The 22,990-nt window shown below is 45.8% G+C and carries 16 protein-coding genes; 11 read left to right on the top strand and 5 right to left on the bottom strand.

The window, feature by feature from the left end; translation table 11 throughout:
• Positions 1 to 3,654: an ATP-binding protein gene (locus tag VC28_RS06745; protein ID WP_049629974.1), complete on the top strand. Its 3,654-nt coding sequence runs from the start codon at positions 1 to 3 to the stop codon at positions 3,652 to 3,654.
• Positions 3,655 to 3,755: 101 nt separating this feature from the next.
• On the opposite strand, the gene VC28_RS06740 is transcribed toward VC28_RS06745, so the two are convergent.
• Positions 3,756 to 4,415, bottom strand: coding sequence for a response regulator (locus VC28_RS06740; RefSeq protein WP_049629973.1), 660 nt, complete (start codon positions 4,413 to 4,415; stop codon positions 3,756 to 3,758).
• 130 nt (positions 4,416 to 4,545) lie between these two features.
• On the opposite strand from VC28_RS06740, the gene VC28_RS06735 reads away from it, so the two are divergent.
• The 5 genes from VC28_RS06735 to VC28_RS06715 all read left to right on the top strand — a co-directional run bounded on the left by VC28_RS06735 (position 4,546) and on the right by VC28_RS06715 (position 10,756).
• Complete coding sequence (locus VC28_RS06735; protein WP_049629972.1) at positions 4,546 to 5,406, top strand: ATP-binding protein; 861 nt, start codon at positions 4,546 to 4,548, stop codon at positions 5,404 to 5,406.
• Between the two features lie 149 nt (positions 5,407 to 5,555).
• The gene (ovoA, locus tag VC28_RS06730; protein WP_049629971.1) at positions 5,556 to 7,760 is read left to right on the top strand and encodes a 5-histidylcysteine sulfoxide synthase; all 2,205 of its coding nucleotides are present in this window, start codon (positions 5,556 to 5,558) and stop codon (positions 7,758 to 7,760) included.
• A gap of 102 nt (positions 7,761 to 7,862) precedes the next feature.
• Positions 7,863 to 8,309 carry a hypothetical protein gene (locus VC28_RS06725; protein ID WP_049629970.1) on the top strand — a complete coding sequence of 149 codons (447 nt, stop codon included), beginning with the start codon at positions 7,863 to 7,865 and terminating at the stop codon, positions 8,307 to 8,309.
• A 128-nt stretch (positions 8,310 to 8,437) separates the two neighbouring features.
• On the top strand, positions 8,438 to 9,604 hold the full coding sequence (locus tag VC28_RS06720) for a glycerol-3-phosphate dehydrogenase/oxidase (RefSeq protein WP_049629969.1): 1,167 nt from the start codon (positions 8,438 to 8,440) through the stop codon (positions 9,602 to 9,604).
• 135 nt (positions 9,605 to 9,739) lie between these two features.
• Positions 9,740 to 10,756 carry an aspartate carbamoyltransferase gene (locus VC28_RS06715; RefSeq protein ID WP_049629968.1) on the top strand — a complete coding sequence of 339 codons (1,017 nt, stop codon included), beginning with the start codon at positions 9,740 to 9,742 and terminating at the stop codon, positions 10,754 to 10,756.
• Positions 10,757 to 10,854: 98 nt separating this feature from the next.
• Here the strand turns inward: VC28_RS06715 and VC28_RS06710 are convergent, their stop codons facing one another.
• Complete coding sequence (locus tag VC28_RS06710) at positions 10,855 to 12,138, bottom strand: diguanylate cyclase (protein WP_049629967.1); 1,284 nt, start codon at positions 12,136 to 12,138, stop codon at positions 10,855 to 10,857.
• A 233-nt stretch (positions 12,139 to 12,371) separates the two neighbouring features.
• Entirely contained in the window at positions 12,372 to 12,791 is a 420-nt protein-coding gene (locus tag VC28_RS06705; protein WP_049632224.1) for a YchJ family protein, read from the bottom strand.
• Between the two features lie 130 nt (positions 12,792 to 12,921).
• On the opposite strand from VC28_RS06705, the gene VC28_RS06700 reads away from it, so the two are divergent.
• Genes VC28_RS06700 through VC28_RS06690 form a run of 3 tightly spaced genes read left to right on the top strand, consistent with a single transcriptional unit; the run spans position 12,922 to position 16,558 of the window.
• Entirely contained in the window at positions 12,922 to 14,073 is a 1,152-nt protein-coding gene (locus VC28_RS06700) for a 1-acyl-sn-glycerol-3-phosphate acyltransferase (RefSeq protein WP_049629966.1), read from the top strand.
• Positions 14,067 to 16,205, top strand: coding sequence for an ATP-dependent DNA helicase DinG (gene dinG, locus VC28_RS06695; RefSeq protein WP_049629965.1), 2,139 nt, complete (start codon positions 14,067 to 14,069; stop codon positions 16,203 to 16,205). Before VC28_RS06700 ends, dinG begins: the two co-directional genes overlap by 7 nt.
• A 26-nt stretch (positions 16,206 to 16,231) precedes the next feature.
• Positions 16,232 to 16,558: a YqcC family protein gene (locus VC28_RS06690; protein WP_049629964.1), complete on the top strand. Its 327-nt coding sequence runs from the start codon at positions 16,232 to 16,234 to the stop codon at positions 16,556 to 16,558.
• A gap of 141 nt (positions 16,559 to 16,699) precedes the next feature.
• Here the strand turns inward: VC28_RS06690 and gcvP are convergent, their stop codons facing one another.
• Positions 16,700 to 19,609, bottom strand: coding sequence for an aminomethyl-transferring glycine dehydrogenase (gene gcvP, locus VC28_RS06685; RefSeq protein ID WP_049629963.1), 2,910 nt, complete (start codon positions 19,607 to 19,609; stop codon positions 16,700 to 16,702).
• A gap of 209 nt (positions 19,610 to 19,818) precedes the next feature.
• Here gcvP and VC28_RS06680 point away from each other — a divergent pair, with 209 nt between their 5' ends.
• Both VC28_RS06680 and VC28_RS06675 read left to right on the top strand, forming a co-directional pair.
• A complete protein-coding gene (locus tag VC28_RS06680; protein WP_049629962.1) occupies positions 19,819 to 21,513 on the top strand; it encodes an ExeA family protein in 1,695 nt (564 codons plus the stop codon).
• A gap of 2 nt (positions 21,514 to 21,515) precedes the next feature.
• The gene (locus VC28_RS06675; protein WP_049629961.1) at positions 21,516 to 22,400 is read left to right on the top strand and encodes a general secretion pathway protein GspB; all 885 of its coding nucleotides are present in this window, start codon (positions 21,516 to 21,518) and stop codon (positions 22,398 to 22,400) included.
• Positions 22,401 to 22,501: 101 nt separating this feature from the next.
• Here the strand turns inward: VC28_RS06675 and bfr are convergent, their stop codons facing one another.
• Complete coding sequence (gene bfr, locus VC28_RS06670; protein ID WP_049629960.1) at positions 22,502 to 22,978, bottom strand: bacterioferritin; 477 nt, start codon at positions 22,976 to 22,978, stop codon at positions 22,502 to 22,504.
• Positions 22,979 to 22,990 lie beyond the last annotated feature (12 nt).

Here is a 22,990-nt window from a genome sequence, read left to right as displayed (position 1 = left end):
ATGTATCTGAAAAAATTTATCTACGTGAACTGGGGAAATGTTCCTAATACGGAATTTGAATTTGGCCCCATCAATTTGTTTTCGGGCGGTAATGGATCTGGAAAAACCACAGCAGCTGATGCTATCCAGACAGTGATGACGGCGGCACATGATAACCTTTTTCATTTTAACCCCGGGCAGGATGAATCCAGCCAGCGTGGGCGCGGCGGAAAGCTCGTCCGTACACTCGCTTCTTATGTATTGGGTTGTGATGATGGTGCGTACGCGCGGCCACAGGGTTGTGATGGCTACCTGGCAGCGGTTTTTTATCCTACTCAAGGTGAAAACAGTGAGCCATTTACCGCATTGATTGGCATGCGTGCATTTTTGGAAACGGCAGGGCAGGGCGCATCACTGCAAAAAGTGGCGCGTCTGGATGATACTCAATTCTATATTTTGAGTGATGTCGCGCTCAGCCTTAATGATCTTCTGAAAGAAGAAAAAACGCATAAATATGTAGTGCCGCTTGATAAGCTTTATGCAGGGTTGCGTCGTCAATACGGACAACAACAAGTCGAAAAATACGATAAGAAAAAAACTTACTTATGCCGTCTATACGGCATTCTGCGTGGAAAAAAAGATGCCGTATCCGAGCGTGAAGCCATGAATGCGGCACGTGCATTTTCCCGTTTTATGGCATACAAACCCATCAAAGGAATTGATGAATTTGTGGCCAATGAAATACTTGAGTACCGCGATTTGGGAGAGGCCATCCGTACGGTGTCCACCATGCTTAAACGCATCCACACAATGGAAGCGGATGCGCGTACGTTGCGTCAGGGTATTGAGCGTATGGCGCAAGGGCGTGAGCAAGCCGATAAATTTATTGCCAATTGGCTTGAGCAACAAGTGCTGCAATATTCATTGGCGAAACGGCGTTACAGCGATTCGCAAAAACTGTATTTAGAAGCGAAACATAAACAGCAATTGCTTAGGGAAACATCAGCGGCACATCAACAGACATTAGCTGCATGCGAAGCGCAACGCGACGAGATTAATCAGCTCATTCTTGCTGCTACAGCACGTCGTTTGGGTGTACCTGCGCTGCGTGATAAAGACCAGCTGGAGCAAGAAAAACACAATCAGGAGACGCTGCTGCAATCGCTAGTTCCTGAATTGCGCAAACAACACCAACAAATGTTGGTGAATTTGGATGCGGTGCAGCAGTTTTCCGATGCTTTACGTCAGACATCCATTGCCGTTGAAGTGCCTCTATTAAAAGACGCTGGCTTGGCCGCGTTGGTTAAGGATGTTTGTGCGGAAACGGAATCGCTTGATATTCATCAGTTGTTAAATCGTGATTTGATTGATGTCAGTCCTTTAGAGCCTCAATTAAAGAAAGTAATCGCAATACAAAAAAACCATAACGCTTTTATTGCTAATTTATTTGATGTTGATACCAGTGCGATGCGTATCAACTTGCGTGACCAACTTGCACAAGAACGAGACAAACGAAAAACGCAAACAGAGCGATTACAGAAGCAAACGGAAACCAAGCGCCGTGAAATACAAACACTGGAATCACATCAGGTGAGTTACCCCGGTTTTGTGCGTGCGGCATTAGATGCGATTGCAGCGCAATGCCCTAAGGCTGATGCGCGGGTTTTGTGTGATTATGTTGAGGTGATTGATCGCGAGTGGCAGGCTGCTATTGAAGGTTATATTGGCGCGGCGCGTTTTGGCATTATTGTGGAGCCTGCGTACGAAGCAGAAGCGATTGCCATAGTGCGCAATATGGCAGGGCAGGGAAACCGTGCACGCATTATTCAAGGAGAAAAAGCGCGTAAAGATTTGGATAAGTCGGGCGAGGTTGCGTCCAACTCCATCATTCATGTGATGAATTTTTCACATGCAACTGCAGAAGCCTATATCAAAGCCAGTTACGGGAATGTACAGCGTGTTGATAATGCCCAGGAATTAAAAAATACTCGCCGTGGTATCACCAAAGATGCAATGGGTTCTGGTAATTATGCGATGTTTCGCTGTGATATGGCTGATTCTGAGTTGGTGTTTGGCCAGGGCGCGCGTGAGCGTGCGTTAGATGCCAAGCGCAATGAATTTCACCATCAGGTCAGTGAATGGCAAGCTGCTACAAAATTTGCAGAGGAAGCACAAGCACTTCTGATTGCGTTAGATAAATTAAAACCCTTGCAATATGCTGATGTTTTACAATCGATGTTTGCGACACAAAATAAAATACAAGCAATTGATTCCAAATTGCAGCAGCTGGATCTGACAGATACCAAGGCACTTGAATCGGAATTAGAACAATTACAAATACGTTTGCAAACACAGAATCAGGAATATGCACGTTTGAATAATGCGCAAGTAGATTGTCGTGCAGAATTAAAGCTTGCAGATAATCTGTGCCAAAAGCTCGATATCGAACAAGAAAAAACGCTTGAACAGGCCGATATTTGTGAGGCTAATGTACAGGCTATTGTTGCCTACTGGCCTGAGTTTGATGCCGATGCACGATTGCTCTCTGCTGATGAGTCGGTGCTCATGCACGGCACCGCTTATTACGAAGCACAATTGGCGGGTGTTAACGCAGAATTGAAAACCATATTGCATCGTCTTCAGCAGGCTGCGATGGTACACAATCAATTTTGTTCAACGAGCGATTCTATTCTGGTTGATCTTGATTACACGGATGACTTGGGTAGTGATAACTTCCGTGCAATCTGTGATATGCGTCGCCAGTTTGATGCACTTTACAATCGCGACAAAAATCATATTTTGGCACAGCGTCATCAAGAGATTGAATCCTTACGTGAAAGTTTTAATAACGCGTTTGTAACCAATTTGTGCCATTCCATTTATCAAGCGATTAACGATGGCAAAAAGATTCTTGAGGATTTGAATAAAGAGTTGGAACATCACCGATTTGGTGCTGACCGAGAGAGTTTCCGCTTTGATTGGGAGTGGGTGCCGGAATTTAAAGAATACTGGCAATTCTTTAAGGCCGTGATCGATAGCCCAAGTTTGGATGAGGGGGAAACTCTGTTCAATATGAAGCTGGATGATAAGCATCAACGCGTTCGCGAGCGTTTGATGAATATGCTGCTTGATGAAGATGAACAAAAAGCGCTGCGCGAATTAACACGTATTGCAGATTATCGCAACTATCGTCGCTATGAAATTTTCAAACAGCCTGAAGGTAAAGCACCTATTGCCTTGAGCCAATATGGCACGGGGTCGGGTGGTCAGCTGGAAACGCCTGCGTATATTATTCGCAGTGCTGCTATTACCTCAGCATTTCGTTTCAATGAAGGTAACAGCCATTTACGGATGGTGTTGGTAGATGAAGCATTTTCAAAAATGGACGAGCATCGTTCGCGCGAAGTCATCAATTATCTAACCGAAAGCTTGGGTTTGCAGTTGAACTTTATTATGCCAAGCAGTAAATCTGGCCCCTTTATGGATTTGATTTCAAACCAGTTTGTTTTCAGTAAATGCCCGACAGCAGAGCCGGTAGGTGAATTAAAAACACGTGTGATGTTAGATAGACAAGTGTGCGATCAGGAAAAAATTAAAAAGCTGATGGCTAATCATCGACGTGCGATACGCCAACAGGCGGCACTGGATTTTATGGCAGAAGTAGAAGCTGGGTAGATTAACCGCGTTGTTTATGGGCTTGGCGAGCCAAGCCCTTTGAATGTATTTTTCTGAAGGGGGTGGATTTTTATAACACGGTATTTTTTACGTGTTACTCTTTAAATTTCACCTGCTTGCACCTGTGGAAAGAAACGCGCGATTTTTTTGATCAACTTATCATGCTCAATGGGTTTCACCACATAATCATCAACACCATCTTCAATTGCTGAGCGGATTTGTTTGGCTTCGCTTACTGCGGTTACCAACATAAAAACGGTACCCAGATACCGTTCTGCTGCACGCATTGCATTATGAACTTCTATGCCTGATTTGCTGGGCATATTCCAATCGCATAACACCAGATCATAAATTGGATTGGCGTCATACATCATGCTAATGCCTCGCATGCCATCGTTGGCAAAATCAATTAAGTAAATTCCAGAAGCATTCAAATAGGCTGCCATCAATTCACATATTACCTGGTCATCATCGACCAACAGAACACGGATTTGCCCCGGCGCTAGCTCTTGCCTGCGGCCAAAAGCAGCTTGGCGGATAGGGGAGACGGATTTTTCCGAAATATAGTGGTTAACGGTATTTTTATCGCCATTTGAAGCTTTGAATTGCGTCGATATTTTTTGTAAAACCGATTCAATCGCCTGAAGGTTTTGTTCCAGCTCGGCTTTATTAAGCTCGCTGTTATTGATGTTTTTAGTGATCCAGGCGCGCTTTTGAGCCAGCGTTTGCCCAATCACTTGTAATTCCTGTTTAGTAAACATACATACCCTAAACTTGTGCATCAAAGAGACTTCTTACAATATAGACCAGTCTTTTCCCTTGGCTAATAACCTTTTATTAGTCTACTCAGTGGTCTATGCCTTACTTTTTCATAACATCAGGAATTTTAGTGTGTCAGATTTTGAGCAATTTATATCCCGCCTTGAGCAACTGGTTGATCGTGTAGAAGCTGTTTTGCCGCCCCCCACACTAGCGCCGGATTGGTCTGCCAATGCTTTTCGTTGGCGCGTAAAAGCCAACGGCTCTGGCTATTTGCAAGCCGTGAAACATCCTCACTATGTAGACTTGGGTGCGCTAAAGAACATTGATTCCCAAAAGGATTCTATTGTGCGCAATACCCGCCAATTTGTAGCGGGGCGGCAGGCGAATAACGTATTGCTTACCGGTGCAAGAGGTACAGGTAAATCGACTCTGGTGAAAGCGGTGTGGACAGCCTTTGCAAAAGAAGGGTTGAAGATTATCGAGGTAGATAAAACCGACCTGCTGCATTTGGCCGATATCGTGGATCTGGTTGGTGAGCGGCCGGAAAAGTTCATCATCTTTTGCGATGATTTATCGTTTGAAGAAGGTGAGATCAGCTATAAAGCATTGAAATCCGTATTGGATGGATCTATTTCTGCGCCGACTGCGAATATGTTGTTCTATGCCACGAGCAACCGCCGCCATCTGCTCCCGCAGAAGATGCGCGATAACCTCGATGTTGTCAGTTACGAGGATGGCGAAGTCCGCCCTAATGACAGTATCGAAGAGAAGGTATCCCTGTCAGAACGTTTTGGTCTCTGGTTAAGTTTTTACCCGTTTTCCCAAGACGATTATTTGGCGGCTGCTCATTATTGGGTGACAGAACTTGGCGGAACCTGGGGTGATAATGCCCGTGAGGCTGCGCTCTTGTGGCATAGAACGCGCGGTGCACGCAGTGGCCGGGTTGCATGGCAATTTGCCAAAGATTATGTAGGCCGCCATCAGGCCTGATAATGTTGCCATCTTGCTTTTGTAACGTTGGGGTTGTTGCTGCATCTTTATCACTTGTGGGGCGATGTCATTGCCGAGGTGGCTCTCTCCCCTCTATGCCACCTAACGAAATGTCACCTAACGAATAGGAACAGATCAGGAGCTTAACGATGTATTCAGGACAATCCTTGCGTAAAACCGCTCAGTCCCCATCACCACAATTCATACAGAGTGTTGAATTTGTTCACGGGGATAAACCATTGTTATCGCGCAATCCACTATTTTCCCGAACTCCGAATTTACGTGATGGTGATGAAGCCAGCATGCGCAACAGTTTGCGCAATTATTTTTTGGATACGTTCACTACTTACGAATCCTTATTTGAATGCCTTGCTAACGAACAGGCGTTTTACACCAAACCGATTACTCTGCGCCATCCACTCATTTTTTATTACGGCCATACAGCGACATTTTTTGTTAACAAATTATTACTCACGCGCATGATCAGTGAGCGTTTGAATCACCGCTTTGAATCCATGTTTGCAGTAGGCGTGGACGAAATGAGTTGGGATGATCTGAATGATGCGAATTATCAGTGGCCCACTCCCGCAGAAGTAAAATCGTACCGTGACCAAGTGCGTGCAATGGTGCTGGATCTGATTGATAACGCGCCGCTGCAATTACCTGTGGACTGGAATAACCCTTGGTGGGCGATCATCATGGGAATTGAGCATGAGCGAATTCATTTAGAAACATCATCTGTATTGATTCGCCAACACAAACTCGAATTCGTTAACAACTCGCCCGACTGGCAACCCAATCGCATTACGGGTATTGCACCGGAAAATACGCTGGTGAATGTCAGTGCAGGGCAAGTGCTCCTCGCTAAAGATAAAACCGATGCATTTTATGGTTGGGATAATGAATATGGTACTCACACTGCAGATGTGACTGCATTTGAAGCAGCGAAATTTTTGGTGAGCAATCAGGAATTTTTGCAATTTGTAGAAGCTGGCGGTTATCTGAATTCTCATAACTGGGAAGAAGAGGGTAAAGGCTGGCTTTCCTACACCAAAGCGCAGCATCCGACATTTTGGGTGAAAAAAACCAATGGTTGGTATTTGCGGTTAATGACAGAAGAAGTGCCTATGCCTTGGGATTGGCCGGTAGAAGTGAATTACCATGAAGCAAAAGCCTTTTGCAATTGGAAAAAATCTGAAACCGGTTTGGCGGTACGTTTGCCAACGGAAGACGAATGGTATCGTCTGTATGATGTGGCAGGTTTGCAAGACGTATCTGGCAATGCAGCTGACGCGAATATCCATTTGGATCATGGCTCGTCGTCATGTCCGGTAAATTACTTTGCCCACGGTGATTTTTTTGATGTGGTAGGTAATGTATGGCAATGGACCGAAACGCCGATTTATCCATTTGACGGTTTTGAGGTTCATGCAATTTACGATGATTTCACCACCCCTACATTTGATGAGCGCCACAATTTAATTAAAGGCGGCTCGTGGATTTCCTGTGGCAATGAAAGTTTGCGCTCGTCGCGCTATGCGTTCCGTCGCCATTTTTTCCAACATGCGGGTTTCCGTTATGTTGTTTCTGGAGAAATAAAACCTGTGCCAAATTCTTATTATGAAACCGATAAATTAGTATCGGAATATGCCGAATTTCATTACGGCGATGAATATTTTGGTGTGCCAAACTTTTCCAAAGCATTAGTGGATTTAGCTGTAACCCAGTTGATTGATAAACCCAAGCGCAAAGCGCTGGACCTTGGTTGTGCTACTGGCCGTGCAACGTTTGAATTGGCAAAACATTTTGACAGCGTGACAGGTGTAGATTTTTCTGCGCGCTTTATCAATGTGGGTGTGCAGCTCGCCGCCGGAGAAACCCTGCGTTATACATTGGCAGATGAAGGTGAGCTTGTATCCTATAAATCGCGCTCGTTGGCTGAATTGGATTTGGCTGAAGTCAAAGAAAAAGTAGAATTTTCGCAAGGCGATGCCTGTAATTTGAAATCCGTTTTTACAGATTATGATTTCATTATCGCCGCTAATTTAATTGATCGACTCTACAGCCCCGCAAAATTCCTCAGTACCATTCATGAACGCTTACAGGTGGGCGGAATCCTGATGCTTACCTCACCCTATACCTGGCTTGCTGAGCACACGCCACGTGAAGACTGGATTGGTGGTTTCAAAAAAGATGGTGAAAGTTTTACCACTCTGGATGGATTGCATGCTCACCTTGGAAAACATTTCCGTCTGATAAAAGGCCCGCAAGAAGTTCCCTTCGTAATCCGCGAGACCAAGCGCAAGTTCCAGCATACACTCTCGGAAGTAACGATTTGGGAAAGAATTAGATAGCCTAAATGCTTGGTGGTTTGGGGCTAGAAAAAGCTCCAAACCATTCAATGAACTGCTTACTTTCCTCAAATTTCAATGTGTTAAATCAACGATTTAAAAATAATGAGCTACGAAACACTGGATGCTATTGCAGACGCTTACATTCCGTTTTTATTAATTTTATTTATGCTAGGCCTTGTTATAAAAATCTATCAATTCTGGCCTAATTTCCGTGCGCCTGTTTTTTTCTTTTTATACTTAATGAGCTTATTGTTGGTTTCTTATAGTTTGATGTTTTTGGATAAAGCCGTAGGCTTATGGCCTGCTTTGGGGTTGGATTACAGTACACACACGGCAGTCGCACTGTCGCTTGTCGTTGCACTTTGTAAAATTTTTCCCCACCGTTGGAAATGGTTCGCGGGTTCAATGGTGCTCTATGGATGCTTGATGCTGTATCAACAATACCATTCACTGCTCGATATCATTTCTACGTCAGCAATCATTGCTGTAATTGCTTTCCTTTTACATCGAATGATCGAGGTTCCAAAATATATTAAAAATTTAAAGTAGCATTTTGCTATATGTGGGATAGGGCAAAGAAGTTTCCGCTATAGTGTCGTCTTACGCTGCATTTTTCTTGTCGAACATTTTTACAACTCTGATCTATACTTCCGTTGTCTTTTATCGGAAGCACAAGAATGAAATATGACATTGTCGTCATTGGGGCTGGGATTCAGGGGGCGGGTGTTGCTCAAGCGGCAGCTGCAGCGGGTTATTCAGTGTTGGTTGTCGAGCAAACGGCACCGGCAGCAGGTACCTCAAGTAAATCCTCCAAGCTTATCCATGGTGGTTTGCGCTATTTAGAATCTGGCCAATTTGGTTTGGTACATGAAAGTCTGCGTGAGCGCGCGCTGCTGTTGAAATTGGCACCTGAATTAGTAAAGTTGCAGCCGTTACACATTCCTATCTATGAGAATTCCTCCCGTTCGGCCTTAACTATTCGCGCAGGTTTGAGCCTGTACGCGTTGTTGGCTGGTTTGAATAGTCATGCTTTATTTCGTCAATTATCCCGTAAGGAATGGCAAGGCCTGGAGGGGTTGCGTCAGGATAACCTCAAGGCGGTGTTTCGCTATCAAGAAGCACAGACCGATGATGCGGCGCTGACTCGCGCCGTTTTACAATCCGCCATTATTTTGGGGGCAGATGTGATGATGCCGGCCAAATTCCTTGGCGCTGAACGTAACGGGCAGTGTTGCAAGGTGGATGTAGAAGGTGCGAGCGGCGTCCAATCAATCAGTTGCCGGGTGTTGGTCAATTGTGCGGGGCCTTGGGTAAATCAAGTCCTGGCAAAAGTAACGCCGGCTTTACCATTGCCTGCGGTCGAATTAGTTCAGGGCAGTCATCTGCTGTTGCCTCCGTTGTTGGATCAATATTTTTACGTTGAAGCTCCGCAGGACAGGCGGGCTGTATTTGTATTGCCGTGGGAAGGCAAGTTGATGGTTGGGACTACAGAAAGAATCCATCAGGGCGCTCCGGAGCAAGCAGCGTGTTCAGAGGATGAAAAGCGTTATTTACTAACAACACTATCGCATTACTTCCCCCAGTTATCGCTTCCGGCAGAGGTTGAGTCATTTGCCGGTTTAAGGGTTTTGCCCAAGAGCGACAAAACTGCCTTTTCACGCCCGCGCGAGGTCATGTTTTCGGTGGACGATGAGGCGAAGCCGCGGGTTCTGTCGATCATGGGTGGGAAACTCACTACGTATCGGGCGACGGCAGCGGCGGCTATGGCTCGCCTCATGCCATCCCTGCCAACCAAAGAGCGGCGTGCAGATACTGAACTGATAACACTGATTCCACTCGATTAGGTGTTTTTTTTCGTCGATGCCGTTGGTATCGCCTCACTCTGCCGCTAAAATGTCGCCCGTTTTATTGCTTACTCGTTTGTTTTCTTCCTCGGGCTAATGCCTTTCCTGGCCAGCGGTCTCCGCTAAGGAATTCTTGTGAATTTTACCGGCGCACATATTCTCTCTATTACCCAGTTTGAACGTGCTGATATCCAGCGCATTTTTGATGTGGCAGATGCCATGGAGCCCTATGCTTTACGCCGCAAAGTGACGCGAGTATTGGAAGGGGCCATTCTGGGGAATATGTTTTTCGAGCCTAGTACCCGCACCCGGGTGAGTTTCGGCTCAGCGTTTAATTTGTTGGGCGGAAATGTCAGGGAAACAACCGGGTTTGAAAGTTCATCCCTGACGAAAGGTGAGTCTTTGTTCGATACTGCGCGCGTGCTCTCGGGTTACAGCGATGTTATTTGCATGCGCCATCCGCAATCCGGCTCTGTGGCTGAATTCGCCGAGGGCAGCCGTGTTCCGGTCATCAACGGTGGTGATGGAGCTAATGAGCATCCTACTCAAGCTTTGCTGGATTTGTATACCATCCGCAAAGAGCTGCGCTCAAAAAATCGCACCATTGATGGTTTGCGTATTGCGATGATTGGTGATTTAAAACATGGACGCACTGTGCATTCGCTGTGCAAATTATTGTGTGTATTTAACAATATCAGTTTGACTTTGGTCTCTCCCAAAGAACTGGCGATGCCAGAATATATTGTGGAAGATTTACGTAAAGCAGGGCACTCTGTGGTGATTACGGATGACTTGCACAAAAGTATTGGCAGTATCGATATTGCTTATTCCACCCGCATTCAGGAAGAACGTTTTGCGAGTAAAGACGAAGCTGATTTGTATCGCGGCCGCTTCCGTTTGAACCAATCGATCTACACGCAATATTGCGAACCAAACACAGTGATCATGCATCCACTGCCGCGTGACTCTCGCGCTGATGCGAATGAACTGGATAACGATTTAAATGCAAACCCTAATTTGGCTATTTTCCGCCAAACGGATAATGGAGTGTTGGTGCGCATGGCTTTGTTTGCGTTGGTGTTGGATGTGGCAGATCAGGTTGATAAATTTTCGCGCGATGTTAATTGGTATAACTCGCTGCGTTCCAAATAAAATTCATTAAATACTATGCAATAAAAAATCCGCTCGCACCCAGTGCCAGCGGATTTTTTATTGCATAGTATTTGTGAGTGATTACCCGATGTAGACTGCTAACGCAGTATTTGGATGATTTTATTCAGCAGTGCTGGTCCGGTCATCTGTTTATTAAGATGATGTTCAATACCGAGATTATTCGCTATTTCGATATCATCAACACGTGTCGATTCGCTGACCAGTGATAACGTGATGCTCGCCGTTTTTGGGGTTCGTGCCAAAATTTTACACAGTTCAGCACCTGCTTCAGTGTTGGCAATACCTGTGCCCAATAAAATTAAATCAGGGTGCAAATCTACGGCAAGCTCCAGACATTCACGCTGTGTGTCGGCAACGAGTAAATTAAAATGGGTTTGTAAATGGTTGCTGAAATAACTGAGTAAATCCGGATTGTTATCTGCCAATAACAGGGTTTTGTGCGTAGCCACTTCATCTACCCAGCTGCGATTTCGCCCGGCACGTTTGGCCTTATAAAGTGCACGGTCTGCATTCTTGATTAGCTCTTCCAAATCATGGCCTGTGGTGCGTAAACAGGTAGCGCCGCCAATACTGGCAGTTACAAATTGGCTAGTGGGAGAAACATCGTGGCGAAGTTCCAATGTTTCCAGCGCTTCGCTGATGGATTGCGCAACACGCATTGCGCCTTTGGCATCAGTCTCGGGCAACAGCACAATAAATTCTTCGCCGCCGTAGCGCCCCAAAATATCCGTGCTTCTGTGTAAACAGCTTTTGATTGCTTGCGTGACTTTCTTTAAACAGGCATCGCCTGCGGGATGACCATAGTGATCATTAAATAATTTGAAATGATCAACATCGATCATCAATGCACTAATCGATTGTTGGTGGCGTTTTGCCTGCGTCCACTGTTGCTGCGCGAGTTCATTGAACGTGCGGCGATTATAAATTTGGGTCAGGCTGTCGAGTTGGCTCAATGCTTCCAGTTCGGCGTTGAGCTGGTTCAATTGATCGCGCATTTCTGCAATGCGTTCCATTGCGCGAATTTTCGCCTTTATGATCATAAAACTCACAGGCTTGATTAAATAATCGTCTCCACCTGCTTCAATCCCTTCGCGATAGTCTTCGTCCTCATTCAGACCGGTGACGAAAATAATGGGTATCCAGTGGCCAGCGAGCCACTCGCGAATCAAACGTGTAGTTTCAAAACCATTTAGCCCCGGCATTTCAACATCCATGATGATCATATCAACAGGGGTATTTTCTAAAAGTTGTAATGCCTCTTCACCGCTGCGCGCCAATAAGGGTTCGTGGCCAGCATCAATAATGTAATTGCGCATGGCATAACGGAGTGTTGCACTGTCTTCCACCAGAAGAATTTTCATAGGCGTGATATGAATACTGATTTGCGATAGAAATAAAAATGAGTTTAGCCTTTTTTATTGGATTTGCTGCGCTCAGGCAGCCGTTATGGCTTGGCGCGCAGTGTAAGTAGAGATGGGTTGTGAGTCGAATACCTAAATCGCATAACGGTGTTTTTTTGCCCGGATCGCTGCTTATGTCACATTCTGTAGCATTATCACAAACAACGTTTTACAGAAGAAATTGGCGGGTAGTCTTATTCCTGGTAATCGACATATAGCCACTTGCCCAATACTTTTTTGAACAACGAGCGCTCATGATGTTGCTGTAGCTCTCCATGGCTACGGAAAATAGCAACAAACTCAACTATCCCTGCCTCATCTGCTGCGCTTCCTTTTTCAGTAGACAATATCTGTAGCCCCATCCATTCGCAGCTTTCAGCCCAAGCTTGTATATTCTTTGGTGACGAGCGCAAACGTTGCTCCGGGCTCCATGTATCCCAAAGATAATCAATCGCCAGCACAACATGGGCGCTATAGCGTGAGCGCATGAGCTGCTCGGCGCTCGCTGGAGCTTGCAGCCCTTCAATAAAAGGCAGGCAGCACTCGCCATAGGTTTTCTGCGAGCCGCAGGGGCATAATGAAGAGGCGGTGTGAATCCGTGTTTTTGGTGGCATTTTCGGGCTCTTTTCGGTATTTTGTGCGCCTATTTTCTCTGGCTAGTGCCAGTATGCCAAGCCTGTTTTACAGGTATGTGATCGAGCTTGGTTGTCTGTGTTGTTTCACCTTCGAGTAATGACCTCCGCTATGACTGAATTTGATGATATTCGCCCTTATCGCGACGACGAAGTTCGCCCAACCTTGGATCGTTTGCTGGCCGATCAGGAGTTTACCGATGCCGTCACCCGACTGAAATTTCCCGCATTGCATAGTTGGTTGGGGTGGTTATTAAAACCGTTAGTTCGCAGCAAATTGACCCAACAGCTGTCAGGAATTCAGGATGTGCAAGGGTTCCAGTCAGTAGTAGAAAAATACATGTCAGGCATGATGGAGACCTGTGTAAAAGAGCTGACATTTTCCGGCTTGGAAAAATTGGACAAGCACAGCGCGTATTTATTTATTAGCAATCATCGCGATATTGCGATGGACCCAGCATTTGTGAATTGGGTGCTGTACCACAATGGTTGTAATACCTTGCGTATTGCGATTGGCGACAATTTGCTGACTAAGCCGTTCGCCTCTGACCTGATGCGTTTAAACAAAAGTTTTATTGTTAACCGCTCCGCCAAAGCACCACGTGAAAAATTAAAAGCAGCAAAGCATTTGTCTGCATACATTCATCACTCAATTGTGAATGAAAATTCAAGCATTTGGATTGCGCAGCGTGAAGGGCGTGCCAAAGACGGTAATGACAAAACCAACTCGGCAGTGTTGGGGATGTTGATGCTGAATAAGCCTAAAGCAGATGAACTTGCTGATTACGTCAAAAAATTGCGTATTGTGCCCGTATCCATTTCTTATGAGCTTGACCCATGTGATGCAGCCAAAGCGCGCGAACTGTATTTGCATCGCACCGAAGGCAGTTACCAAAAAGAAGAGCATGAAGACGTGCGCAGCATTGCAATGGGAATTGCCGGCAACAAAGGTAATATCCACTTGGCATTTGGCGATGTATTGGATGGCGACTATCAGGATACAGATGAGTTGGTTGCTGCCTTGGATCATCAAATTCTGGGTAACTATGTATTGCACGCAACAAATTGTATTGCTTATGAAATGGTTTACGGCAAAACACCTGCTGTTAATTACGGTGCGAACAATACGCCTTATGACCCTGCAAAACTGATTGCTGAGCGCACTGAATTTGAGGTGCGTATGAATGCAATTCCTTCCGGACAGCGTGAAATCGCGCTTGGCATTTATGCTAACCCCGTTGTGAGCAAACTGGCCGAATGCTAACTGATGCGTTGAAGAAACAAATTCAAGGCGCATACAGCCAATTTCTGGAAAGCAAAGGGCTTAAGCCCCGGTACGGTCAAAAATTGATGATTGCCGAGATTGCAAAAACACTCGGCAATATTGCATTGGATGATGAAAACCATCGCATTCCCGATGAACATGCAGGTAAGCATATTTGTGTAGTAGAGGCGGGCACTGGTACAGGAAAAACCATTGCTTATTTGTTGCCCGCTATTGTTATGGCCAAAGCGCTGGGTAAAAAACTCGTCGTCTCTACTGCAACCGTCGCGCTACAAGAGCAAATCGTCAATAAAGACTTACCGGAGTTGCATCGCAACAGTGGTTTGTCATTTACCTTCACGCTTGCCAAAGGCCGCGGCCGTTATTTGTGTTTAAGCAAACTGGATAATTTGATTGCTGAATATCAAAGCGGATTGAATCCAACACGCGCGCTTTATGAAGACGAATATCCAAGTGTATCAGCACACAGCTTTAAACTTTACGAATCCATGGTGGATGCGTTGGCTTCCAATAAGTGGAATGGCGAACGCGATACCTGGCCGCAAGCGTTGGAACAAAATGAATGGCAGATTATCACCACTGACCATCGTCAGTGTACTGGCCGTCGCTGTTCCAATGTATCGGCGTGCAGTTTTTTTAAAGCGCGCGATTCCATGCACTCGGTGGATTGCATTGTCACCAATCACGATTTAGTACTTGCTGATTTAGCTTTGGGTGGTGGTGCAATATTGCCCGCACCGGAAGATACTATTTTTGTTTTTGATGAAGGACATCACTTGCCACAAAAAGCGCTTAGCCATTTTGCGCATCACAGCCGCATGCTTTCTACCAGCAAATGGCTGGACCAATGCAATAAATCGCTTGGCGCTATGCTCGGTGTTATCAGTGGTGCCGGAAATGTGGATCGCTTTGGTGAGCAGTTACCTGCGGCGCTCATCGATTGCAAGCAGCGTTTGGATCAGTTGTATCCCATATTTGAATCGCTCGCACAGTCGATCGCGTTTGATGATCGCCAATCGCATTACCGTTTTGATGGTGGAGTAGTGCCGCACGATTTACTCGTGCCTTGTGTCGAATTGTATAAGGGTTTTGATCGCCTCACAGATTTATTGAAAAAAATGATCGATGAAATTAGTCAGGCAATGGAAGATATGCATTGCCCTGTGCCAAAAGTTGATCTGGAAAATCATTATCCCATTCTGGGCGCGTGGCAATCGCGCGCAGAAGCCAACCGCGATTTATGGGCAAGTTTTGCCACACCCGATTCGGCGAATAATGTACCGAAAGCCCGTTGGTTAACGCCGGTGGATAGCAGCGGAAACATGGATCTTGAAGTGTGTTCCAGCCCCATTCTTGCGGCCAAAACATTGGAGTTCAGTCTGTGGGAAAAAGCCTGCGGTGCGGTGATAACCTCGGCCACCTTAACCGCATTGGGAAATTTTTACCGTTTCCAAATGCGTGCAGGTACTCCATCAGATTCAAATTATCAGGTTGTGCCCAGCCCCTTTAATTTCCAACAAGCCACATTGGAAATTCCGGCACGCACGGTTGAGGCAACCAATGCCGATACACACACGCTGGCCATTATTGATGATTTACCTAATTTAATTGATTCGTCAGAAGGTACGCTTGTGCTTTTTTCATCGCGTAAGCAAATGCTCGATGTGTTCGAAGAAATGCCGCAAGATCTGCGCGATATTATTTTAGTGCAGGGCGATAACTCCAAGCAGGAAATGTTGACCCAGCATAAAAAACGAATCGATGATGGTGAGGGCAGTGTGCTCTTTGGTTTGGCAAGTTTTGCTGAAGGTGTGGATTTACCCGGAAAATATTGCACGCACGTTATTATTGCCAAATTACCTTTTGCTGTACCGGACGATCCAATTGAAGCGGCGCTATCGGAATGGGTTGAGGCGCGTGGCGGTAATGCGTTTATGGAAATCACTGTGCCGGATGCATCGCTCAAATTAATCCAGGCCTGTGGGCGTTTATTGCGCACTGAAACAGATACGGGGAAAATCAGTCTGCTTGATAGGCGCATCATTACCAAACGCTATGGCAAGGCGATCCTGAACTCTTTGCCACCATTTACCCATGTTGTCCATAAATAAAATGACTACTTTTATTGATTAACATCATGAGCCAACTTCATATTTCAATTGCTGAAACATTAATGGATATTGAAAAAGAATTGCGCGACTTGCGCTTGTGGGAAGCTGAGATGATTTCAGAGTCTGCCTTGGCTAGTGTTCAACCTTTCGCGGTGGATACCATGACTTTTCCACAATGGTTGCAATTTATCTTTCTACCTAAGATGTATATGTTGATCGAACAACAAGCGCCTTTACCTTCCAATTGTAGTGTCTCACCTATGGCAGAGCATTACTTTTCAGAAATGCGTTTGCCTACGCTTGCGTTGCTGGATCATTTGAAAAAAATAGATGCCTTGTTGTCGCAACAATAAAGCAACAATAAAACTTCATTAAAGTCAATTTCATTAAAATAAATACCCTTAAAATAAATACCCTTAAAATAAATACCCTTAAAATAAAAAAGGATGCCAGTTTTGCTGGCATCCTTTTTTAATGTGAAAATGAGACTGCGTTTATTCCATATATGTATCGATACTTGGGCATGAGCAAACGAGATTGCGATCGCCATACACATTATCGATACGGTTTACGCTAGGCCATACTTTATGGTTTTTCAGCCAGCTGGCGGGGCGGCCAGCAACTTCGCGTGAATAAGCGCGCGTCCAATTTTCTTCCAGTACGTCATCTTGTGTGTGCGGTGCATTGTGCAATGCACTGGCTTCCACACTGATTTCACCGTTGATTACTTGATCGATTTCTTTGCGGATAATCAACATCGCTTCGATAAACTTATCCAATTCGATTTTGGATTCTGATTCGGTTGGCTCAATCATGAGTGTGCCCGCTACCGGGAATGACATGGTAGGGGCGTGGAAACCAAAGTCCATCAAGCGCTTGGCGATGTCTTCTTCGCTGATGCCACTGGCTTCTTTTAACGGGCGCAAATCTAGTAGGCATTCGTGCGCAACAAAACCATTGGTACCTTTGTATAAAATCGGGTAAGCCGCTTCCAATTTTTTCGCCACATAGTTTGCATTGAGCATTGCGAATTCAGTCGCTTGGCGCATACCAACCGCGCCCATCATTTTGATATACATCCAGCTGATCGGAAGGATGCTGGCAGAACCCCATGGCGCTGCAGAAATAGTACCGTTGTTGACATCAGTACCTGGAACCGCTTGCACCGGGTGAGCTGCAAGGAAAGGCTCCAAATGTTTGCCGACACCAATTGGCCCCATACCAGGGCCGCCACCGCCGTGTGGAATACAAAAAGTTTTGTGTAAATTCAAATGCGAAACATCGCCACCGAATTTACCCGGTGCAGCAACGCCTACGAGCGCATTCATATTCGCACCGTCGATATACACTTGGGCACCTACTGCATGAACCATATCGCACAGTTGGGTGATGCCTTCTTCAAATACGCCGTGCGTGGATGGGTAAGTCACCATGATGCAGGCGATTTGTTTGTCGTAGGTTGCGATTTTTGCAGCGAGATCTTCAAGATCAACGTTACCTTTGTTATCGCAGGCAACTACTACAACTTTATAACTCACCATTTGTGCAGAGGCAGGGTTGGTGCCGTGCGCAGATGCAGGGATCAAACAAATATCGCGCTGGGTTTCGCCTTTGCTTTCAAAATATTTTTTGATCGCAACAAGGCCTGCGTATTCACCTTGTGAACCGGCGTTAGGTTGCAAGCTGATAGCATCGTAACCGGTACAGGCTTTGAGCATCTCTTGCAATTCTTCGAATAATTGTTTGTAGCCTTCTGCTTGATCAATTGGTGCGAACGGATGCAGCTTGCCAAATTCCGGCCAGGTGACGGGAATCATTTCGGCGGTTGCATTTAATTTCATGGTGCAAGAACCGAGCGGAATCATCGCGTTGTTCAGGGCGATATCTTTAGATTCCAATCGTTTCAAATAGCGCAACATTTCGGTTTCGCTGTGATAGGTATTGAACACGGGGTGCGTCAGTACCGCATCGCTGCGCAACAAATCGGTTGGGATTGCATTATTCGCAGTGATATTTTTTCCGGCGAGAATTTGCTCATCAATCGATGCCAATTCAATTCCGCTAACACCAAATACAGCGAGCAATGCTTCCAGATCAGCAGCAGACGTTGTTTCATTCAGGCTGATACCTAATGAATCACTGCCTACCAAACGTAAATTGATTTCGGCATGCAATGCAGCTTGGTAAATGGCTTTCTGGTTGTCGCCCACGTTGACGGTAATGGTGTCAAAGAACTGGTTGTTAGCGATACCGAAACCTTTTGCTTTTAATGCGGCTGCAGTAATCGCAGTTAAGCGGTGAATGCGGTTGGCGATACGTTTCAGGCCATCCGGGCCGTGATAAATCGCATAGAACACACTCATGACTGCCAGCAATACTTGTGAGGTACAAATGTTGGAGTTGGCTTTCTCACGGCGGATATGTTGCTCACGGGTTTGCATTGCCATGCGCAATGCCTGTTTGCCGCGCGCATCAATCGATACACCAATAATGCGGCCGGGGGCTGAGCGTTTGTAGGCATCGCGGAAGGCAAAGAAACCGGCGTGTGGGCCACCAAAGCCCATAGGCACACCAAAACGTTGGCTGGTGCCCACAACAACATCAGCACCCATAGCGCCTGGCGATTTGAGCAGCATCAGCGACATCAAATCCGACGCTACTGTCACCAGTGCATTGTTGTTGTGTGCGGTTTCAATTAATGCCGTCAAATCGCGCACCTGTCCACTAGAGCCAGGATAAGAGAGCAGGGCACCGAAGTAATCGCCATTGGCGAGTTCATCCGCTTTTGCGACAGTCACTTCAAAGCCAAAATGTTCGGCACGGGTTTTCACTACCGCAATAGTTTGCGGGTGGGTATCGGCATCTACAAAAAATACATCGGATTTGCTCTTTTTGTTTTGACGCTTACACATCGCCATGGCTTCGGCGGCAGCGGTACCTTCGTCCAACACTGAGGCGTTAGCCATTTCCATGCCGGTGAGGTCGATGATCATTTGTTGGTAATTCAACAATGCTTCCAGGCGACCTTGGGCGATTTCTGGTTGGTAGGGGGTATAAGCGGTGTACCAGCCAGGATTTTCCAATACGTTGCGCAAAACGACGAGCGGCACATGGGTGTCGTGGTAGCCCATGCCGATGTAGTTCTTGAATATCTTGTTTTTACTGGCGATAGCTTTGAGCTGTGCCAATGCGTTTGATTCGCTAACCGCACTGCCTAAATTGAGTTCGGTTTTCAGGCGGATATTGTCCGGCACTGTTTTATCGATCAGCTCCTTGACTGAGCTGACGCCCAGCGTTGCCAGCATTGCGGCAGTTTGTTGGGCATCCGGACCGATATGACGTTGTACAAATTCGTCATGATTGGCCAATAAGGATAGGGAAGCTGAACGAAAATCAACTGACATAGAAACTCTCTATAGTGTGGAAAGTGATCAAATTGGCGGGGAACTACAGTCAGGCGGTGCCTGTTTAAAAAGGCGGCAATGGTATCAATTTGGGGCTTTTCGGGCAATCGCTCTGGTGCATGGAACAAGAGAGTAACGGCGCGATCTCAGGCCTGTTATGATTCAGCACCGCTCAAGGCGGCATCCTAATAACAGTGTGTTGATTAGCTATGTACCACGAATTTTTCGGGCTTAAAGAGCCTGCATTTTCCATCGCCGTAAACCCGCGCTATCTCTTTATGAGCGACCAGCATCGGGAGGCGTTGGCGCATTTACTTTATGGTATCCAAAACGGCGGTTTTGTGATGCTGACGGGTGAGGTCGGCACAGGTAAAACGACAATTATCCGCTGTTTACTGGAGCAATTGCCCTCTAATACAGATATTGCAATTATTCTCAACCCGATGGGTAGTGCCCCAGAGTTGCTATCGACTATCTGCGATGAATTGGGAGTGGTTTATATCGCAGATGAATTAACGGTAAAAAATCTGACTGACGCGCTTAATCAATTCCTGTTGGATAATCATCGAAAAGGGCGCAAAACCGTTTTATTAATTGATGAAGCACAATTATTGAAAGTGCCGGTGTTGGAGCAGATCCGGTTACTGACCAATCTTGAAACGACCACTGAAAAATTGTTGCAGATTATGTTGGTAGGCCAGCCAGAGTTAAAAAAATTATTGGCCAGACCTGCATTGCGACAATTATCGCAGAGGATTACCGCGCGTTTTCATCTTGAAGCATTAAGTTTGGCAGAAACAAAAGCGTATATAACCCATCGTCTAAAAATAGCGGGTTTACCTGAGCATGTACGGCCGTTTAGCGACTCAATGATCAAAAAAATACACCGCTTTAGCGGTGGAATTCCCCGATTAATTAATGTGCTTTGTGAGCGGTTATTACTGGGTGCTTATGCACAAAACCTGCATCATATTGATAAATCTATTTTTGCTGCTGCAATCAAAGAAGTTGCGGGTACCAACACGCAACAGGAAGAAAAATTGGCTGCGTCGCGCACATCCTGGCACGCACTGTTCGTTGTAGTAGTCGTGGCTGTAATGCTTACCGTTTGGTTTTGGGTTCCGGATGAGGCATCCACTTCGGTAGCGCCTGTTGCCGTTCAGAGCTCATCAGCGCCCGCTTCAGTATCTGCATCATCAAGTAGTTCTGCCGTGGTAGTACATTCCCTCAGTGAAATTCGCACTCTTGCCAAACCTCTTGTGCCAGAGGTCAGCACTTTGGCGACGCGGGATTTAGCGGCGGCACAGTTAGGGTTGCTTAGCTATCTTGGGTTGACGGCCAGGAATAACAACTCTCCTTGCCTGCTTGCTCAGGGAGCCAATTATGTTTGCGAAAAAGTCCGTATTCATTCGTGGGATGAGCTGAAAGAGATTAATCGCCCGGGGCTTATTACGCTGGCTACACCCGATAAAAAATGGGTCTATGGCTTACTGATTGGTTTGAGTGAAAATCAGGTCATGCTGCTGGTCAATGGTGAATATAAAACCTTGCCATGGAATGATATCGCTGATTTATGGAATGGGGATTTTTTGTATATGTGGTCGCGACCGCAAGATTTTGATAGCGATTTGCGCGTAGGGGATAAAAGTGATCTGGTGACCTGGATTGCAGAGCAGTTCGCGCAACTTGATCAGCAACCAGCGCCACTGACGCGGCAATTTTTTACTGATCGCCTGAAAAAACGCGTAGAACTTTTTCAATCGACACACAATATTATTCCGGATGGCGTTATCAATGCACAGACATTACGCCGTTTGAATGAAGCATTGGGGATTGATAAATCGCTCATTGAATTACACGAAGAGCAACCGGTTGTTGCTCCATTGGATATGCAGGGGCTGTAGTAATGTCATTAATATTAGATGCCCTGAATCGCGCTGAAAGTGAACGGAAAAACCAAAATGCAGTTCCGGATATTAGCACTTTGCATACGCCACACGAGTTGGCTCGTATATCGGCTTCAAAGGGTTATAAGTGGGCATTAATTGTTGCTGTGCTGATTGTTTTCTTATCGTTTATTGCTGCTGCACTGTGGTGGTTTAAGCGGAGTGATGCATCATTAACTAGCACACAAACGGAGCCGGTTGCTGTTATAGAGCCAACTGTTGCTACGATAAGTGTAAATGAACAACATGTATCCCAACTACCAGCGCCTACGAAAGACGCTCTGAGTTCTGTTCAAAATCAATCCATTGCAGCAGGATCAGTGACCACAACACAGTCAACAATTACAACATCAACACCTGCTGTAGCTAATGCTAATGCTGGTGCAGCAGTGAGTGCCGACGTGAATCAACTCTATGAAGCGCCAGAGGTGGCGGCACCGGGAATTGATGCTGATATAAATGAGTTGTATGCGGCTGAATCTTCAACTGGTTCTGCTTCTGTTGTTGATCCATTTGCAGCGGAGGAAAATATAAGTAGTGTTGTTGCTGCGGAGACCGAACCGGATCTTCCACCGCGTACTTTTGCAAGCATTACCAACATTCCTGACTTCAATGCATTGCCCTGGAATATGCGCCAGTCGATCCCAACAATTACTTATTTGCGGCATAACTTTTTAGCGAATGGAGTCAGCAGTGTGGTTATTAATAACCAGACTGCTGGTGTAGGAAATATTATTTCTGTTGGACAATTTGTGGTGCAGGAAATTTATGTTGATGGGGTAGTGTTAAAACACGGCAATACCCAGTTCAAATTGCGTGCATTAAATGGTTGGATCAATATGTAATGGCTGAGCGCCTATTTTTTATCGTTCTATAAAAATGCACCGACAATAAAAAAGGAACTTGTAGTTCCTTTTTTATTGTCTCGCTGAAAAGCATTGTCGGATCAAGACGAGGATGCCATTTTCGATTGCAGATAATTTTGAATACCTACTTTATCGATCAGCGATAATTGGGTTTCAAGCCAATCAACATGTTCCTCTTCTGATTCAAGAATGCTCTTCAGTAAATCGCGGCTTACAAAATCGCGCACACTTTCACAGACCAAGATGCCATCGCGCAAATCCGGAATCGCTTTTAATTCGAGCTTCAGATCTGATTTCAACATTTCCTGTGTGTCTTCGCCTATGTGCAATTTGCCGAGATCTTGCAGATTCGGTAGCCCTTCCAGAAACAAAATGCGCTCGACCAACGCATCTGCATGTTTCATTTCATCGATAGATTCATGGTACTCATGGTCTGCCAGTTCTTTCAGGCCCCAATCTTTGTACATACGTGAATGAAGGAAATACTGGTTAATTGCTACCAGTTCGTTGCCCAGGACTTTATTTAATACGGCTACTACTTGTGGATCACCTTTCATGGCGTTCTCCTT

The organism is Cellvibrio sp. pealriver (assembly GCF_001183545.1).
GTDB lineage: Bacteria > Pseudomonadota > Gammaproteobacteria > Pseudomonadales > Cellvibrionaceae > Cellvibrio.
The sequence above is the reverse complement of the archived record's forward strand: the minus strand, read 5'-3'. Positions and strand labels throughout refer to the sequence as shown.